Below are 18,003 nucleotides of genomic sequence, written 5' to 3'. Positions count from 1 at the left end.
ACGGAGAGCAGAGATGCAGCTGAGCCGCGACGCGCTGCTACGCGCCTATCGCCAGATGAAGGTGATCCGCGAATTCGAAGAGCGCCTCCATGTCGAAATCCAGACCGGCGAGATCGCCGGTTTCACCCATCTTTATTGCGGTCAGGAAGCGGTCGCGGTGGGGGTGTGCGAGCATCTCGACACCGAGGACAAGATCGTCTCCACGCACCGCGGCCATGGTCACTGCCTTGCCAAGGGCTGTGACGTGACCGGCATGATGAAGGAGATCTGGGGCAGCCGCGAGGGCCTGTGCAAGGGCAAGGGCGGATCGATGCACATTGCCGATATCGACCTCGGCATGCTCGGCGCCAACGGCATTGTCGGTGCCGGTGCGCCGATCGCGGTCGGCGCTGCGCTGGCCGCCAAGCTCGACGGCAAGGGCAAGGTATCGATTGCGTTCTCGGGCGACGGCGCCTGCAACCAGGGCACCACCTTCGAGGCGATGAACCTGGCGGTGGTGACTCAGGCACCCTGTATCTTCGTGTTCGAGAACAACCACTATTCCGAGCATACCGGCGTTGAATATGCAGTCGGCACGGCGCGGGACATTGCCAGTCGCGCCGAGGCATTCGGGATGAAGGTCTGGCGCGCTGACGGTACCGACTTCTTCGCTGTCTTCGAAACGATGCGCGAGGTGCTCGACCATGTCCGCGCCGGCAACGGGCCGGCTGCGGTCGAATTCGACACCGAGCGCTTCTTCGGCCATTTCGAGGGCGATCCACAGCGCTATCGCGGCGATGGCGAGATTGAACGGATCCGCGAGACACGCGACTGTCTCAAGACGTTCCGCCAAAAGGTCACCAGCGCCCGCTTGCTGAGCGACGCCGACATCGACGCGGTCGATCGAGAGGTGCTGACGTTGATCGACGAGGTGGTCATAGCCGCGCGGGCTGCAGAGCKGCCCACCGCCGAGGACGTCCTCACCGATGTCTATATCAGCTACTGACGGCAGGACCGCGAAACCATGGCACAAATGATGTACCGCGATGCAGTCCTGACGACGATCGCAGAAGAAATGGAGCGCGATCCCAATGTGGTCGTGCTGGGCGAAGACGTCGTCGGCGGCATGGGCACGCCGGGCGGGCCTGAGGCCATTGGTGGTATCTGGTCTACCTCCAACGGACTGTTCGGCCGCTTCGGCAAGGACCGCGTGATCGACACGCCGATTTCCGAAAGCGCCATTGTCGGCGCCGCGGGGGGGCTCGCGTTGGCCGGCAAGCGGCCGGTCGCCGAATTGATGTTCGCCGATTTCATCGGCGTCAGCCTCGACCAGATCTGGAACCAGCTCGCCAAGTTCCGGTACATGTTCGGCGGCAAGACGACATGCCCGGCGGTGATCCGCATGGCTTACGGCGCGGGCTACAACGCCGCGGCTCAGCACAGCCAGTCAGTCCATCACATCCTGTCGGGCATGCCTGGCCTGAAGGTGGTCGTCCCGTCGACCCCGGCGGACGTGAAGGGCCTGCTGCGCCAGGCGATCCGTGACGACGATCCCGTCATCTTCCTCGAGCACAAGGCACTTTACGGCACGAGTGGCGAGGTTCCCGACGACCCGAATTTCCTCATCCCCTTCGGCCATGCCCGCCTTACCCGTGCGGGCGAGGACGTGACGATCGTCTCGTCAGGCCTGCTGCTCGGCTTTTGCGAGGCAGTGGCCGACAGGCTCGCGGCCGAAGGCATTGGCTGCGATGTGATCGACCTGCGCACGACCAGCCCACTGGATGAAGAGGCGATCCTCGATTCAGTCGAGGTCACCGGCCGGCTCGTGGTGGTCGACGAAGCGCCACCGCGTTGCGGCCTGGCGGGCGACATCTGCGCGATGGTGGCGGAGAAAGCCTTTGCCAGCCTCAAGGCGCCGCCGCTCTCGGTCACGCCGCCGCACACCCCGATCCCGTTCGCGCGCGAGCTGGAGAGCGCCTATCTGCCGTCGGTCGACAAGATCGAGGCGGCGGTGCGCAAGATCCTCGGCTGGCGCTGAGGTGGCGAAGATGGCCATAATCCGCCCCTTCTGCATGCCCAAATGGGGCATCGAGATGACCGAGGGCACCATCGCCGAGTGGATGGTGGGGGAAGGTGACGCCTTTACCCGGGGTCAGACAATTTGCCTGATCGAAACCGCCAAGATCACCAACGAGGTCGAGGCCGAGTTCGATGCGGTGGTACGCCGTGTACTGGTCGGCGCTGGCGGGGACGCCCAGCCGGTCGGCACGCTCCTCGCCGTTTTCGCCGACGCTGACGCGACCGACGCTGAAATCCAGGCCTTTGTGGACGGCTTCCGTCCGGTCGATACCCAGGTCGCGGCCAAAAGCGGCGACGTAAAACCGCAAGCCGTGCCGAAACCGGCGCCGGCGAAGATCGTCACCAACCGGCCGATCAGCCCGGAGGCCATCAAGCTTGCCGAGAGCGAAGGTGTCGACCTTTCTGCGATCGAGGGTTCGGGGCGGAACGGGCGGATCACCTATCAGGACGTCCATCAGGCACTGCGCCCCGCGGCAAGCCCGGTGCTTCGCGGCCTCGCTGCGCTGCCGGAAGAGATGCCGAGGGTTTTCGCATCTCCTCTCGCGCGCCGTATCGCCGCACAGCATGGCATCGACCTGAGCGGCATCGCCGGCAGCGGCCCGCGCGGCCGGATCGCCAAGGCCGATGTGCTGAAATTTGTGATTCAGCCTGTCGCCAGCGCTCCAGTCGGAACCGCCGAGTTCGTGGCGGTCGCCAATCGGCCGGAAATCATCCCCTTCGACCGCGTCCGCAAGGTCGTCGCCCGGCGCCTGACCGAGGCCAAACAACAGATTCCGCATTTCTACCTGCGGATCTCGGTCCGGGCAGATGCGCTTGTCGCGCTGAGGAAGACGGCCAATCTGGTCCTGGGCTGCAACGCCTCGGTCAACGACTATCTGGTCAAGGCGGCCGGCCTGGCTCTTGCCCGCCATCCCGATGTCAATGTGCAGGTGCATGGCGAGGAGATCCACCGCTTTGCGCATGCCGACATCGCGATCGCGGTTGCCGGCCCCAAGGGCCTGGTCACGCCGATCGTTCGCCAGGCCGACCGCATGTCGATCGCGCAGATCGCCACTGCCACACGCGCGCTGATCGACAAGGCGAGGGCCGGAAGGCTCTCCTTCGAGGATATGGAGGGCGGCAGTTTTTCCATCTCCAACCTCGGCATGATGGGGATCGAGCAGTTCGACGCGATCATCAATCCGCCGCAAGGCGCGATCCTGGCGGTGGGAGCCGCCGCGCGACAGCCGGTCGAAACGGATGATGGCGGCATCGCCTTTGAAAGCCGCATCGCGCTGACCCTGTCAGTCGATCACCGCGCGATCGATGGTGCAGCCGGGGCTGCCTTCCTCGCGACCGTCAAGAATTTGATCGAAGCGCCCGAGGGCCTCTTCGCCTGAAAGGAATAGGAATGACCAAGACCAGCTCGATCAAAGCGCTAGGCGACATCGTCCAGATCGCCTTTCTGCCCGAGGACTTCGACGCAGCGCTGAAATACTGGACTGAAACCGTGGGTGTCGGCCCATTTTTCCTGCTGCAGAATGTGCGGCTGGGCGACATGAGATATCGCGGCCAGCCGACCGAGGCGGTGTTTTCCGTCGCCATCGCCTATTGGGGCGAGGTCCAGATCGAGCTGATCCGCCCTGAGAACGATGCCCCTTCCATCTATAGCGGCGAATATGCCGTGAAGGATCGCATGCACCATGTGTGCATCATAGTGGAATCGATCGAGGAGGCTCGCCGCGCCTGTGCCGAGGCGGGTGCGGAGATACTGGTCGAAGGCAAGGTGGGCGATACCGGCGAAGTGATCTATGTCGATGCCGGGGGCGGCCCCGGCCATGTCATCGAGCTGCTGCAGCCGATGGTCGGAACAGACCAGCTCTTCGCCATGATGCGCGACGCCGCACGGACATGGGACGGCAGCGAGCCGCTCAGAATCATCGGCTGAGAAAGACCGGCACCTGGCATTCGACTCGCGCACGGCGAAGCGGGTCCGGTCAGCTCATCTGCGAACGCGCTCCGGCGATAATCGCTGCACCTGATGCCGGCGCGGCGCGGCCGGGCAATAACCACCAACATGTTGATCGATAAGCATTGTTCGGCACGAGCCCCGACCCGCCGAAATCCGCCCTCAGTCATTACTGGCAAATTAGACAATTGTGGCAGACGACAGTCGGGCAGAGCATTGACCTCGTGATCGATATCAACAGGTAGTCCGGCATACGGTCGCCTGGAGGGGATACTATAATGACCGCCAGAACTCACCGTCATCTGCTGCTTTCGGTTTCGGCCGTGGCACTCCTTTGCAGCGCGGCACCAGCCTTTGCCCAGGACGCACCGGAGCCGGCTGACCAGACGGATGGGGGGGCGATCCGCGACATCATCGTGACCGCACAGAAGCGCAGCGAGAATATCCAGTCCGTCCCGATCGCGATTACAGCGCTCGATGCCCAGGCACTCTCCGTTGGAACCATCAAGGATCTGCGGGACATTGCCGGACGCGTGCCGAGCCTTGTGGTCGACAGCGTCAGCTCCTCGCCCAGCACCGCCAGCATCGCCTTGCGCGGCATCAGCTTCGACGATGTCGAGAAGAGCTTTGATCCAGCAGTCGGCGTGGCCGTGGACGGCGTGTTCATCGGCACCAATACCGGCCAGCTGCTCGACAGTTTCGACATGGAGCGGCTCGAGGTGCTGCGCGGACCACAGGGCACCTTGTTCGGCCGCAACACCATTGGCGGCGTGATCAACGTCATGCGCAGCAAGCCGACGCACGACGCCGGCATCAAGGCGCAGTTCGCCTATTCGAGCTACGACACCAAGCGCGGCCGGCTGCTGGTGAACAGTGGCACGATCGGCGGCATCATCGCGATCAAGGCCTTTGGCTATTGGGACCAGACCGGCGGCTTCGTCCAGAATGTCGTCCAGAATCGCAAGGACGGCCGTTACCAGACGCTGACCGGCGGCATTACCGCGCTGATCACACCCGCCAGCAATTTCACCGCGACGCTGACCTATGAGCATACCCGCGAACGCGGCGAAGCTGTCACCATTCCCACGTCGAACGGCACCGATCTGTTCTGCGCTTATGCCGGCGTGCCCGGTTTCTCGCCGCCGGCCGAATGCAATCGCTTTGCGGCAAGCGGCGACCGGGGTGCCTATCAGACCTATGAAACCGCGCCGCGGAGCATCAGCAACGATACCGATGCGGTAAGCGGCAATATCGAGTGGGATTTGTCGCCCAGCGTCAAGCTGTTCTCCGTCACTGGCTATCAGCGCAATCACGAGGACGCGAACACCGATTTCGACGGCAGCGACGTCGATTTCTTCGGTACCCGCCGCATCCAGCGCTATCATCAGTTCAGCCAGGAGCTCCGCATGGTCACTGACGTGACGGACGGGATCAACCTGCTTCTCGGCGGCTATTATTTCGACAGCGCCTACACGCTGTACCAGTCGACCTTTGTCGGGCCAGGCTTGGGCGGTGTAACGATCGGCCAGTACACCGACCATCATTCGCGCTCCTATGCTGGGTTCGCCGATGCCCAGATCAAGCTGAGCGACAGCTTCAAGGTGGCGGTGGGCGGACGCTATACGAAGGACGAGAAAAATATCTTCACCAATTACGGCCAGATCGCCGCACTGGTGCAGCTTACCGACCCCGCTTACACCGGCACGCAATGCGTCGGCGCAATCGGTACCTTTACCCCGGCACCCGGTGTGACCCTGCCGATTTACGCCCCGGCGAACAATTGCACGGGCAATGCGAGCTTCGGCAAATTCACCTGGCGCGCCAATGCCGAATACAAGCTGGCGCCCGGAAAGATGGTCTACGCATCCTATTCAAAGGGTTTCCGTTCGGGCGGCTTCAATTCGCGCGCAACCTCCCCCTCTTCGCTCGGGCCCTATCAGCCCGAGACCGTCGATGCGTATGAGATTGGCCTGAAGGCCGATTGGCTCAACCACCAGCTGCGCACCAATATCGCGCTGTACTACACCAAATATGGCAACAAGCAGGAAGAGGTCGTCCAGCCTTCGCCGCTGGGCTCCGCCAACCCGCAGGAAACGATCGTGAAGAACGCGGCCTCGGCCACGATCAAGGGGCTGGAAATCGAAACGATCGCACAGCTGAGCCACGACTTCAGCGCGACCGCCTCATTTGCCTATACCGACGCGCATTACGACAGCTTCTTCAACGATGTCGTGGGCACGACGGCGGGTTCGGCTCCGGACAATATCCCGGACAATGTCTCGGCGCTGTCACTGCGCCGTGCGCCCAAATTCCAATGGTCGCTGGGTCTGAATTACACCCATGAGGTCGGCGGCGGGCGGTTCGATGCCTCGACGCTGCTGCGCTACTCGAGCAAATATGCGACCTGTATCGTGCCCAATCACCCGATCACGCCGGGCCAGATCGTCAACGACAGCCGCTGCTACACCCAGGACCGCGCAAACCTGTCAGCGCAGATCGGCTATACATTCCTGCTGAGCGGCGGGAAGGAAGTCAGCCTCTCCGTGTTCGGCCGCAATCTCACCAATACCCGCGACATCATGGGCACGCTGCCGGTCGCCGGCCTGTTCACTTTCTCGACTCCGTACGAGCCGCGCGTGATCGGCGCGCAGATCGGGGTCAAATTCTGAAGCATCGTCACCGCCGATCAGCCCAATTGCTGATCGGCGGTGCCGGCATTCAATCTCGCTCATCTCGCTGATCGAAATGCATCCACCGTTCGGGCTGTCGAAGCCCAGGCGGTGGATTTGTTTTGGCTGGAGGAGAGCTGGTGCGGGAATTCAGTGCGAGAGGGTCAGCTGGCCGGTTCGGCCTCAGCCAGGAGGCGCTGCCGGATCTCTTCGCGCAGCACATCCTTGCGGACCTTACCGGAAGCAGTGCGCGGAAGATCAGCGACGAACTCGAAGCGCTCCGGGCATTTCTGGCGGGCCAGGCCCGAGGCGAACACATGCGCCGACAGCGTCGCGGCATCCGGCTCCTCACTGTCTCGAAGCACGATGAAGCTGCACACCCCTTCGCCGAGTCGCGCGTGTGGCATCGCGACCACCGCAGCCTCCCGCACGCCGGGGTGGAGCTGGAGGACGTCCTCGATTTCCTTGGCGGAGATATTTTCGCCGCCGCGGATGATCAGATCCTTCTTGCGCCCGGTGATGACCAGTGCGCCGAGCGGCGTCAGCAGCCCGATATCGCCGGAACGGAAAAACCCTTCCTCGGTGATCGCCTGGCGGGTCTGTTCGGGGTCGCCATAGCCGAGGAACATGGCCGGGCCGCGTACCAGCACCTCGCCCTCGGCCCCTGGCGCGCAATCGCGATCATGCTCGTCGACGATCCGCAGATCATAATCCAGGGCATGACCATCAGTCGTGGCGGCAAGCATGGGCTCGCTGGCCGGCGAATAGCCCTGCGTCGTCTGGGGAACCTCCGAACTGCCATAGACGCGGTACGCACAGGGATTGGCGAGCGCGGCATTGGCGGCGGATACCAGTTCGGCCGGCACCGCGGCGCCGCCACAGGCAAAGCTCTGGAAACTTGGCAGTGACCGGCCCTGCGCACGCGCTGTGTTGCACAGCTCCATCAGGAACGGCGTTGCGGCGACGGTCGAGGTGACCTGATAGCGATCGATCAGGTCAACCGCAGCGGCCGCGTCCCATTGCTCCATCAGCACTGCGCGCGAACCGAGCTGGAAGGGCCTTTCGAGTGCCCCGGCATAACCGGTGATATGAGTGACCGGCGACGGCATCAGGACGATATCCTGCCCAACGACGCGAAGATGCCGGAAGGTCACATCCAGCACGCGCGCCAGCGTATTGTGCGAATGGAGCACGGCTTTCGGCTTGCCGGTGGTGCCCGATGTGTAGAGCAGGAGCTTCGCGTCATTGGGATCGACGTCCGGAAACGGGTGCGCGAGCGTGCGTCCATGATCGACCAGTGCTGCGAAGGACGGTGTGCGACTGGCGGGGCGAACATAGACGATATGTTCGAGCGCGGGCAGCGAAGGCCGGATGCGGTCGATCATCGCTGCATAGTCAATCGAACGGAATGTTTCGGCGACGAAGAAAACCCGGGCGCCGCAATCGCCGAGCATCTGGCGTACCTCGGCATCGCGGTAGATGTGCACGATCGGGTTGATGACATAGCCGCCCAGCGCCGCCGCGAGGTTGATCACCGCCGCTTCCACCCAATTGGGAGTCTGGAAGCTGATCACCTCGCCGGGCCGGATGCCGAGGTCGATCAGCGCTCGGGCAAGCGCTTCGCCGTCGGCGAGCAGGCTGGCATAGGTTGGCCGGGCCGGATCGCCGAGGAAGACGGGCTCATCGGGCGTCTCGTCAGCCCGAAGGCGGGCCCAATCGCCGAGCGTGCGGCCGTCCCAATAATCTCCGCTGGCGTAGCGGCGCAGATGGGCAGGGAGTGTTGTCGGAAACTGGATCGTCACGGCATGACCTCACCCATCAGCGATCGGCGACCAGGCCGCGCCGGTGCCCGGCTCTTCTAAGTCGACCACAATGGAAAAGACGCGCTGTCGTAACAACCGGCAAAAGTGGCAGGCTCGGCCACTTCGTGCCGCAGTGTTTCTCAACGCGCTGGTGCTGGCTCGCCGTTCAATACAGCCAGCGCCTCGCGCAGCAGGCCGATCGCCTCCCTGCGTCGGGCATCGATGCCGTCAATGTCTCGCGCGGCACGAACAACCGTGGGGTCGGCCGAATCGGCATCGTCGCTCAGCCCCGCTACGCCGCGCCTGGCCCAGAATCCCGACAGGCACTCCTTGAGCATTGCGATGAGACGGGCCTGCCAGATGTCCGGCTCTTCGGGAAAGCTATGGGCAGCGAGGCCGTTGATGAAGATCGTCACGAAAAAGCGGCCAAGATTCAACTCGTGCTGACCGACCGCCGCGAAGGCGGGGAAGGCCGCCCGCGTTTGCGCGTTCAGCAATTCCTCATCGACGACGTGAATCTCGGCCAGGGCGCGCCGGAGCACTTCATCGGTGCGCGCAGATGCTTCCAGCTCGGCCATGGCGACGTGCTGCGGATCGCGGGCGAGCTGCCAGAGCAGGTCGATCCCTTCGTCGAATCTCTCCCGGGTCGGTGCATCCGGGCGAATTCCGGTGAAATAGCTCTGGCGCAAAGATGCGTAGAGATATTCCATCGCAGCGAGTTTCAGATCCTCAAGGACGGGGAAATAATATTGGATCTTGCCGCGGGTCATGCCGGTTTCGCGCGCCACCAACGACATGTTCGTACCGGCCCAGCCCTGCGCGGCGAAACAACGCACCACCGCATCGAGGATAGCAATGCGGGTCGCCTCGGTGCCCTGGTCCGCCTGCTCGGGACCCCGCGCATCTGCTTCCGTCAACGATCCCGCTTCAGTTGCTTCACTTGCCACGGCCTGTCCTAATCCCTCTTTTTTGCGAGTTTACCGGAGACTGCTTTGATCGCAAGTCTTCATGCATTACTGCTGCTTGAAATCTGTCGGCCCGAGAACAGATGAAATTGATGGGAGCGGGGAGCATGACTGACAGCGCCTTGGAACATATCCTCGCCGAGGCCGAATGCACCCGCGTCCTCCATGCTTATGGTCGCGCGGTCGACTGGCAGGATCGTGACGGGCTGGCTACGCTGCTGTGGCCGGATGCGATGATCGACCTCGGCTTCTTCAAAGGCAATGCCGAAGAGGCGGTCGCATTTCTCATGGCGAATGCGGCGCGATCCGAGCGCCGCTTCCACGCGGTTTCGAATATCGTGCTGCAAATCCGGGGCGATACTGCGCTCTCCGACAGCTGCTGCATCACCCATGCGATCACTGGTGACGGCGCCGGTGGATCGGGCTGGCAGCTATTTCTCGGGCGCTATCTCGATCGGCTCGAACGGCGCGATGGCGAATGGCGCATCGCGGAGCGGGTTTTCGTACTGAACGGCTACCACGCCGGCGCCAATGACGAGCCGTCCTTTCTGGTGGATGTCCACCGCGCCGAACATTTTACGCCTGAGCATAGGCTGTTCCGCTTCCGGTAATCCGGCGTGGCGAAGAAATACCTGGAGGATGACACATGGCCCGAATTTCAACCCTGCCCGCGTCCGAATGGCGCGAAGACCTGCGCGAGATGATCGGCGCGGACTCGGCGACGCTGGTCGAGCAGGGCATCCTGCGGGTGTTCGCGCACAACCCCGATCTAGCCAAGGGCGTGCTGGGCTTTGGCGGCGCACTGTACCAGACGACACATCTTTCACGCCGGCTCGTCGAGCTGGTGCGGCTCCGCGTGGCGTTTCACAACCAGTGCCGCAGTTGCATGGCGATCCGCTATCAATCGGCAATGGACGACGGGCTGACCGAGGGTGCGGTCTGCTCGCTCGAGCGGCCCGAACAGGCCAATGACCTGACGCCGGCGGAAAAGGCGGCCCTGGTCTACGCCGATATTTCCTCGACCAACCATTTCGCAATCGACGATTCGACCTTCGCTGCGCTCCGCGAGCATTTCAGTGAGACCGAAATCGTGGAGCTGGGCGCCTTCATCGCCTTCTTTATCGGCTTTGGCCGGCTTTCCGCGGCGTGGCATCTGGTCGACGACCTGCCGGATGGCTATCAGCGCGACGATGGCATGACGATCGCGCCCTGGCGCGAGGACGCGATCGCCGTGCGCGGCTGAACGCCACACCCGATCCGGTCTTACGCCGCCAGCGTCGCCGGATCGAAGGTGAGGTGGAGTGCTTTCAGCGCCCGCAGCACGAAGCCGGGCTGGTGCTCGAAATCATTCTTCCCCTCGGCCAGCGCCAGATTGGGGAGCCGGTCGATCAGGACATCGAACGCGATCTGCAATTCAAGGCGGGACAGGCCTGAACCCGGGCAATGATGCTCGGCCTGGCTGAAGGCCATGTGCCGCATCGCGTTGCTGCGATCGACCTTGATCGAATCGGGATCCTCGAACACCTCCGGATCGCGATTGGCGGCGGCGAAGCGCAAATGCAGGGTGGCGCCCTTGGGGATCGTGACGCCGCGGATCTCAGTGTCTTGGGTGGCAGTCCGGTACAGGCCCTGGGTCGGCGATTCGAGACGAAGCACTTCCTCCACAAAACCCTTGATCAGCCTGCGGTCGGCACGCAGCGCCTGATAGATCTCTGGCTCGCGCAACATCATCCACATGCCCGATGCGAGTGCGAACGCCGTGGTTTCATTGCCGCCGATATACAGATGGTCGATGATCGACACGATCTCGCCATCACTTAACTGGCGGTCATCCACCCGGGCAGCGGCGAGATCCGCGATGATGTCGTCGCCGCCATCGGCACGACGCTGATCGACATGGCCTTTCAGGTAATGCTGGAATTCGACGCCCTGCTCGGCAACCCAGATTTCCTGCTCGCGACTGAGACCACGGGCGAATGGCAATGCCCAGGCGAAAGACCATTGCTTGAGCGTCTCATGGTCCTCCGATGGCAGGCCCAGCAGCTCGGAGATCACCGCAGCGGGTAACGGTTCGGCAAACGCATCGATGAATTCGATCTCGCCCTTGCCGATGATGCGATCGATCAGGCGGTGGACATGGCGTTCGATCAGTGCGCGGCTCTGCTCAAGCCGTGCGCCGACGAAGAAGCCATTGACCAATGCCCGGTAGCGTTTGTGCTCGGGGGGGTCCTGCGCCAGCGGAAAAGCCTTGGGCCAGCCGCGCTGATCATAGATCGCCCGCGCCTCAGGACAGAGGAGCAGCGGCTCGCCACCATGTTTGTCGGCTTCGTTGGAGAAGCGGTCGCTGTCCCGCACGACCATCGCGATGTCGTCATATCTGGTGAGGACGAACAGGCTGGTTTCGGGGACCCGGTAGACCGGCGCCCGCTCCCGTAGCTCGCGATAGGTCTCGTACCAGCGCTTGTTCGCCTCCGGACCGAACAGATCGGGTTCCTGCGTAGCCACTGCTGCCTTCTCCTCACCCGGTGGCTGATTGATCGTTGCAAGCAGCACTGCTGCATGTTATAGACTCGGACCAATAGCCGACCAACTAACAAAAACGGCTACGAGGAGAGGAAATGGCGACGTGTCTCGTGCACATGCGCGTGAAGGAGGGTCAGGCGGCTGCCTTCGAGGCGATAGCCCGCAGCCTTCACGAGGCGTCAGTCGGCAACGAGAAGGGCCTTTTGCGCTACGAATATTGGCGCGGCCAATCGCCCAACAGCTATTACTGCATCGAGTCGTTCGACGATTATGCGGGCTTCCTCGCCCATGAGATCGCGCCCTATCACGAGGCAGCGGCAGAGCCGATCATGGCGCTGATCGAGGATTTCAAACTGGAATGGATCGATTCGGTCCCCGGTGCCGCACCCTTTGGCCCCACCCGGGAACAAGCCCTTGCTCCGGACGCCGGTGAGCGCGCGCGCTTCTATGCCGAGATGTTTCCCCTGAGCCCCGCAATGTGGTGGCCTCAGCCTGTAGCTGCGGTCGGAGCCGACCAATGAGCGGCCGGGTCAGCGGCAAAATCGTCCTGGTGACAGGCGCCGGGCGCGGACAGGGCGAGGCTCATGCCCGGTTGCTCGCGCAGGAAGGCGCCGAGGTCATCGTGACCGATATCAATGAGGCGCTTGCCGAGCAGGTCGCGAAGGATATCGGCGCGCGGGCCTGGCATCATCGCCTTGACGTCGCGTCCGAGGATTCCTGGACCGCGGTCTTCAAGCAAATCGAAGAGCGGCATGGCCGACTCGACGGGCTGATCAACAATGCCGGCATCGCCGTGATGGCCGACATGGCGGCCACCGATCTCGCGCTGTTCGAACGGACGGTTGCGATCAACCAGACAGGCCCCTTCCTCGGCATGAAGCTCGCGGCCGATTTGATGAAGCGGACGGGCGGCGGATCGATCGTCAACATCTCTTCGATCGCCGGCCTGAAAGCCGATCCGATGTTCTTCGCCTATACCGGCTCCAAATGGGCGCTCCGGGGCATGTCCCGCGCCGCTGCCCGCGCGCTCGCCGGTGAGCGGATCCGCGTGAACGTCATCCTGCCCGGGATCATCGACACGCCGATGCTCACTGAGGCGGTGCCGGGGCTCGACGTCGCTGCCTTTGGCGCCGAGGCGACTCCGCTCGGCCGCCCCGGCGTGCCGGGCGACGTCGCGTCAGCGGTGCTGTTCCTCATCTCGGATGAAAGTGCGTTCATGACCGGCGCCGAACTGGCCGTCGATGGCGGCATAACGGCGTAGGATCGATGACCAGCCCCCTACAGCTCCAGCAATTGCTTGCCGCGGTTCTCCCCGGTGAACAGGCGGCGGAGCGTGGCGGGGGCATTTTCGAAGCCACGCTGGATGTCCTCTCGATAAGTCAGGCGCCCGTCATGGACGAGGCGCTCGATCCGTTTGCGGATAGCCGGGAACTCGCCGGCCCAGTCGAGCACGATGAAGCCGGACATCGTCGCGCGGCGAAATACCAGGTTGAAATAATTGCGCGGTCCGACCGGCAACGCACCGGTCTCGTTGCGACTGATCCCACCGCAAAGTACGACGCGGGCGCCGGTCGTGACCTGGGCGAGCATGGCATCGAGGATTGCGCCGCCGACATTATCGAACACGACATCGGCGCCGCCGGGACAATGCGCGCGGATCTGGTCAGCGAGATCGCCGGCTTTGTAGTCGATCGCGGCATCATAGCCCGCCTCCTCGACCAGCCAGCGGCACTTCTCGGCGCCGCCGGCGATGCCGACAGTCCTGCAGCCCGCGATCTTCGCGAGCTGGCCGACGACGGAGCCGGTGGCGCCCGCCGCACCCGATACCAGGACCGTATCGCCGCTGACCGGACGGCCGACCTTGAACAGGCCGCACCAAGCCGTCATGCCCGTGGTACCGAGCACAGAGAGCATCGCGGTCGGCGGCAGCGAGCTCTCGATACGCTCAAGTCCCGCGCCGTTGGACAGGTGAAACTCGGTCCAGCCGGTTGTGCCCACCACCAGATCACCGGGAGCGAAGCTGCTATGGCGGCTTTCGACGACCTCGCTGATCGCGCTGCCGCGCATCACGTCGCCGATCGCCATGGGCGCCACATAATCAGCGATATTTTCCATCCAGCCCTTTTGGGCGGGATCGAAGCCGAGATAGCGCGTCCTGAGCAGGATCTGTCCTTCAGCAGCGCCGCCAACCTCGGTTTCGACCAGCCGGAAGTCGCCGGGCTCGATCACGCGCCCGCGCGGATGGCCGGCGAGCAACCATTGACGTGCGATGGGCATGATGCGGCGTCTCCCTCAGGCGAGGCGATCGGATCGCCCGATAGAGGCGGCGGGACCACGCCCAAAAGTGACAGGCTTCGACGCCTGCAAATGTTGACGCGACTGCGGCACCCGGCGCCGTCTGAAACCGGGAATTCGATGACCATCATCTCAAATGGAGATATATCATGGGCTTAGTATGGCGCGGCGAGTTCGAGCAACTCGCACCCGTTTCGAACCACGCAGCACTGCTCGAGCGGGCGACGGTCCGTTCGGTGGAGGATATCCGCGAGGCTGCGCGCACCATCAGCGACTTCGCAGCCGCGCACAATTTGCGAGCCGCAATGTGCGACAACATCGCGTCGAAGGACCCGATGGTCGATGCAGAGGGCACGGTGCTTGCCTCGAGCGTGTTCGGCTGGATGTCGGAAAGCGAGCGCTGGTGGGAAGACCGCAACCTCGCCCTCCATTCGCCGCTGCCGCGCGCCTGCCGTTACGAGAACGAGCCCTTCTGGTGCAACGCTCAAGGCTTTTACACCTACACGACCAACCCGTACCTCAAGGAAATCGCGCTGGACCGCTTCTTCGCCAGCGAGCCAGGCTGCAAGGCGACGATCGTCGTGCCGGTCCATCTGCCGTTCGCGCAGATCTCCGCCAGCAATTTCGTCCCCTTCGATCCCGCGGTGGATGATCTGTCAGAGCTGTTCGCGGCGATCGGCGATACGCTGGGCGCGCTCACCCGCCGCTTCATTGCCGGCTATGTCGCGGTCATGCGCACCAAGCGGCGCATTCCGGCCGATTGCGGCCTGTCGAAGCGCGAAGTCGAATGCCTGCGCTGGGCAGCGATCGGCAAGACCGACCGTGAGATCGCGATGATCATCGCGCTCAGCCATGCGACGATCCGCTATCATATCAGCCGCGCCAGCGAGAAGCTGGACTCGATCAATCGGGCCCAGACCATCTTCAAGGCCGGACAGCTCGGCTATCTCGGTGCGAGCGCCTGACGGGCCCCGCTCTCATCAAAAGCGCTAGCAGGCGCCTGCGATCGATCGTGCGATACATCGCCGCAGAGCGGGGTTCACCGACAGAGGCAAGAGGAATATGGCTGAAAGCGATCCCCGGATGGGCGACTGGGCACAGGTGCGAAGCGGCAATGCCCGCACGGCGTTGCGGCAGCTCGTCGCACTGGTAGCGGAGGAGCGCACCGACCGCGCGGACGCGCCGCTTCCGCTGCATAAGTCGATCTATACCGGCAGCGCACGTCACGCCGCGGAAATGCGCGAGATCTTCCACAAGGAGCCGCTTGTGGCCGGGTTGAGCGGCGACGTTCCCAATCCGGGCGACACCATGCTGTTCGATGCGGCCGGGCCTTCGATCCTGATCATGCGCGGCAAGGATGGGGTGGTCCGCGCCTTTTTGAACATGTGCACGCATCGCGCGGCGCGGCTGGTGGAAGAGCGCGAACCCTGGAGTGGACACCAGCCGCGCATTTCCTGCCCGTTCCATGCCTGGACCTTCGACGCCTCGGGCAAGCTGATCGGCCAGCCCGGCAAGGACGGTTTTGCCGACTGCCCGATCGGCGCCCGCAATCTGATCGAGATGCCGTGCGTCGAGCATAAAGGGCTGATCCTCGTACGCGCCGATGCCGAGGGCGAACCGATCGATGCCGCTGCACATCTGGGCGAATTCGACACTGTCCTCGAGCAGCTGGAGCTGTGGCGCGCGGAGCCGGTCAAGAAGGGCATCCTCACCGCCAACTCCAACTGGAAGTTCGCGCTCGACACCTATGGCGAGGGCTATCACTTCAAGGCGCTGCACGGCTCGACCATCGGCCAGACGCACTATTCGAACCGCAACCTCTATGAGCGGTTCGGCCGCCACCACCGGGTCAACTTCCCCGATCTGTCGGTCGGCAAGCTCGTCGGTGTGGATGAGGCGGAGTGGCCCGAGTCCGATTATGGCGGCGTCCACTTCCTGTTTCCCAATACGGTGATCTTCTTCGGCGCGGTAACGCCGGGCGTGTTCTTCACCCAGGTCTTCCGCCTGTTCCCGGACGGCGCGGATCGCATGATCTGCCACTTTGCGGTCTACGCGCCGTTCGGGTTGGACGGCCCCGAGCACCGCGCCGCCTGCGAACTCGCCTATGACGCAACCGCGACCGTTGTGCAGACCGAGGACTACCGCGTCGCCTCCGGCGGCTATGCCAATATGCTGCGCGCGCCAGCTGACTTTCACGTCGTGCTGGGCGCCAATGAACCCGCGCTCCACGGCGTACACCGCCATATCGCCGAGGCCTGCGGCATGCCGCTCAACCAAACCGAGTAGACCAATGACCGAAGTCGTCCCCTCCGCAGAGCGCCAAGATCGCTGCCCGGGCGTCAGCTATACCGAGATGCTGCAGGCCGACACGCGGCGGGTGCCCGACTTCCTTTTCGCCGAATCGACCCAGCCCTTGAGCGACGAGCCGCTCGATCCGGCGCGCTATACCAGCGAGGCCTTTGCCGCCGCGGAACGCGAGAAGCTCTGGCCCAATATCTGGCAATTCGCGGCGCGCGAGGAGGATTTGCCGGACCCCGGCGATACGGTGGTCTATGAGATTGCCGACAAGAATTATCTGCTGGTGCGCCAGCCCGACCGTTCGATCAAAGCATTCCACAATGTCTGCCTGCACCGCGGCCGGTTGCTGCGCGCCAAATCAGGGCATGCGATCAACCTGCGGTGCCCGTTCCACGGCTTCACCTGGAACAATGACGGCACGCTGAAGGAAATCCCCTGCAACTGGGACTTCCACCATCTGGAGGGCAAGGATCTCTCGCTGCCCGCCCTGCGCGTCGAGCGCTGGCAGGGCTTTGTGATGGTCACCGAGAATGCCGAGCTGCCCGCGTTCCGCGACTGGGTCGGCCCCGGTATCGAGCATTATGACCAATGGCGCCTCGACGAATGCCACACGGTCGTCTGGATCGGTCGGGTGATCCCCGCCAACTGGAAAGCGGCCGCTGACGCCTTCATGGAAGCGTTCCACTCAGTCGTCACGCATCCGCAGATCCTGGCCTTCACCGCCGACGCCAACACCCGCTATGATCTGTACGGCGACCATATGAATCGCGCGATTACACCGTCCGGCGCGCTGAGCCCGCATATCAAGGGCAGGAACCAGCGCTATGTGCTCGACAAGCTGGCTGAATTCCTCGGCGGCGACAGCAACCGCTATGCCGAGAATGACGCGTCCGACATAAAGGGTTTCGCTGCTGACGATCCGCTGCTGGCGCGGAAAGTCCTCGCCGAGGCGAACCGCGAGGGGTTCAGCGCGATGGACGGCCATGATTATTCGGCCGCCAGCGACAGCGAGATGCTCGACAATTTGACCTATAATATCTTCCCCAATTTCGCGCCCTGGGGCGGCTATGTGCCCAACCTCGTCTATCGCTGGCGGCCGGGCGAAGACGCCGATCATAGCCTCATGGAAATCCGCATCCTGATGCGCACGCCGAAGGGCACCACGGCACCCAAGGCTCCGCCAATGCACCTGATTCCGCCCGACCAGCCCTTCGCCTCGGTCGCGCATATCATCGGCGAGGGGCTGGCGGGCGTCTTCGATCAGGACCTCGAGAACCTGCCTTATGTGCAGAAGGGGATGAAGGCCTCAGCCAACCGCGCGATCGAGCTCGGCCATTATCAGGAAAGCCGCATCCGGCATTTCCACCATACGCTGGACAAATATCTCGCCGGGGAATTGCCGCGGACCGGCTAGCGCCGCCGCCCAATCTAACGCAGCTGACCGG

16 protein-coding genes are annotated in these 18,003 nt (G+C 63.5%); 12 read left to right on the top strand and 4 right to left on the bottom strand.

The genetic code is table 11. From position 1 onward, the window contains the following. Positions 1–13 precede the first annotated feature (13 nt). The 5 genes from AC1DVS_RS03170 (at position 14) to AC1DVS_RS03150 (ending at position 6,675) form a co-directional block, all read left to right on the top strand. Entirely contained in the window at positions 14–985 is a 972-nt protein-coding gene (locus tag AC1DVS_RS03170; protein WP_478020180.1) for a thiamine pyrophosphate-dependent dehydrogenase E1 component subunit alpha, read from the top strand. A gap of 18 nt (positions 986–1,003) precedes the next feature. Next, positions 1,004–2,017 (top strand): alpha-ketoacid dehydrogenase subunit beta, encoded by a 1,014-nt coding sequence (locus tag AC1DVS_RS03165; RefSeq protein WP_478020178.1) that lies wholly within the window; start codon positions 1,004–1,006, stop codon positions 2,015–2,017. A 10-nt stretch (positions 2,018–2,027) separates the two neighbouring features. Beyond that, a complete protein-coding gene (locus AC1DVS_RS03160; RefSeq protein WP_478020176.1) occupies positions 2,028–3,437 on the top strand; it encodes a 2-oxo acid dehydrogenase subunit E2 in 1,410 nt (469 codons plus the stop codon). Positions 3,438–3,448: 11 nt separating this feature from the next. After that, positions 3,449–3,985: a VOC family protein gene (locus tag AC1DVS_RS03155; protein ID WP_478020174.1), complete on the top strand. Its 537-nt coding sequence runs from the start codon at positions 3,449–3,451 to the stop codon at positions 3,983–3,985. 299 nt (positions 3,986–4,284) lie between these two features. Then, positions 4,285–6,675, top strand: coding sequence for a TonB-dependent receptor (locus AC1DVS_RS03150; RefSeq protein ID WP_478020172.1), 2,391 nt, complete (start codon positions 4,285–4,287; stop codon positions 6,673–6,675). Between the two features lie 164 nt (positions 6,676–6,839). Here AC1DVS_RS03150 and AC1DVS_RS03145 read toward each other — a convergent pair whose 3' ends face one another. Together AC1DVS_RS03145 and AC1DVS_RS03140 are read right to left on the bottom strand one after the other, a co-directional pair. Next, positions 6,840–8,477 carry an AMP-binding protein gene (locus AC1DVS_RS03145; RefSeq protein WP_478020170.1) on the bottom strand — a complete coding sequence of 546 codons (1,638 nt, stop codon included), beginning with the start codon at positions 8,475–8,477 and terminating at the stop codon, positions 6,840–6,842. Between the two features lie 140 nt (positions 8,478–8,617). Further along, positions 8,618–9,424: a TetR/AcrR family transcriptional regulator gene (locus AC1DVS_RS03140; protein WP_478020169.1), complete on the bottom strand. Its 807-nt coding sequence runs from the start codon at positions 9,422–9,424 to the stop codon at positions 8,618–8,620. 125 nt (positions 9,425–9,549) lie between these two features. Here AC1DVS_RS03140 and AC1DVS_RS03135 point away from each other — a divergent pair, with 125 nt between their 5' ends. Both AC1DVS_RS03135 and AC1DVS_RS03130 read left to right on the top strand, forming a co-directional pair. Continuing rightward, the gene (locus AC1DVS_RS03135; RefSeq protein ID WP_478020167.1) at positions 9,550–10,053 is read left to right on the top strand and encodes a nuclear transport factor 2 family protein; all 504 of its coding nucleotides are present in this window, start codon (positions 9,550–9,552) and stop codon (positions 10,051–10,053) included. Positions 10,054–10,088: 35 nt separating this feature from the next. Next, positions 10,089–10,685, top strand: a complete 597-nt coding sequence (locus tag AC1DVS_RS03130) for a carboxymuconolactone decarboxylase family protein (RefSeq protein ID WP_478020166.1) — start codon at positions 10,089–10,091, stop codon at positions 10,683–10,685. Positions 10,686–10,705: 20 nt separating this feature from the next. Here AC1DVS_RS03130 and AC1DVS_RS03125 read toward each other — a convergent pair whose 3' ends face one another. Next, positions 10,706–11,947 (bottom strand): cytochrome P450, encoded by a 1,242-nt coding sequence (locus tag AC1DVS_RS03125; RefSeq protein WP_478020165.1) that lies wholly within the window; start codon positions 11,945–11,947, stop codon positions 10,706–10,708. 113 nt (positions 11,948–12,060) lie between these two features. On the opposite strand from AC1DVS_RS03125, the gene AC1DVS_RS03120 reads away from it, so the two are divergent. Both AC1DVS_RS03120 and AC1DVS_RS03115 read left to right on the top strand, forming a co-directional pair. Further along, complete coding sequence (locus tag AC1DVS_RS03120; RefSeq protein WP_478020164.1) at positions 12,061–12,486, top strand: putative quinol monooxygenase; 426 nt, start codon at positions 12,061–12,063, stop codon at positions 12,484–12,486. After that, positions 12,483–13,226 carry an SDR family NAD(P)-dependent oxidoreductase gene (locus AC1DVS_RS03115; RefSeq protein ID WP_478020163.1) on the top strand — a complete coding sequence of 248 codons (744 nt, stop codon included), beginning with the start codon at positions 12,483–12,485 and terminating at the stop codon, positions 13,224–13,226. Before AC1DVS_RS03120 ends, AC1DVS_RS03115 begins: the two co-directional genes overlap by 4 nt. A 17-nt stretch (positions 13,227–13,243) precedes the next feature. Here the strand turns inward: AC1DVS_RS03115 and AC1DVS_RS03110 are convergent, their stop codons facing one another. Continuing rightward, positions 13,244–14,242 carry an NADP-dependent oxidoreductase gene (locus AC1DVS_RS03110; protein ID WP_478020161.1) on the bottom strand — a complete coding sequence of 333 codons (999 nt, stop codon included), beginning with the start codon at positions 14,240–14,242 and terminating at the stop codon, positions 13,244–13,246. 167 nt (positions 14,243–14,409) lie between these two features. Here AC1DVS_RS03110 and AC1DVS_RS03105 point away from each other — a divergent pair, with 167 nt between their 5' ends. The 3 genes from AC1DVS_RS03105 (at position 14,410) to AC1DVS_RS03095 (ending at position 17,972) form a co-directional block, all read left to right on the top strand. Beyond that, the gene (locus AC1DVS_RS03105; protein ID WP_478020159.1) at positions 14,410–15,225 is read left to right on the top strand and encodes a helix-turn-helix transcriptional regulator; all 816 of its coding nucleotides are present in this window, start codon (positions 14,410–14,412) and stop codon (positions 15,223–15,225) included. 97 nt (positions 15,226–15,322) lie between these two features. Further along, the gene (locus AC1DVS_RS03100; RefSeq protein WP_478020157.1) at positions 15,323–16,546 is read left to right on the top strand and encodes an aromatic ring-hydroxylating oxygenase subunit alpha; all 1,224 of its coding nucleotides are present in this window, start codon (positions 15,323–15,325) and stop codon (positions 16,544–16,546) included. Between the two features lie 4 nt (positions 16,547–16,550). Continuing rightward, the gene (locus tag AC1DVS_RS03095; RefSeq protein ID WP_478020155.1) at positions 16,551–17,972 is read left to right on the top strand and encodes an aromatic ring-hydroxylating oxygenase subunit alpha; all 1,422 of its coding nucleotides are present in this window, start codon (positions 16,551–16,553) and stop codon (positions 17,970–17,972) included. Positions 17,973–18,003 lie beyond the last annotated feature (31 nt).

The organism is Sphingomonas sp. P3_C5 (assembly GCF_056402635.1).
Note: the sequence above shows the minus strand (reverse complement) of the source record. Positions and strands in the feature narration are given on the sequence as shown.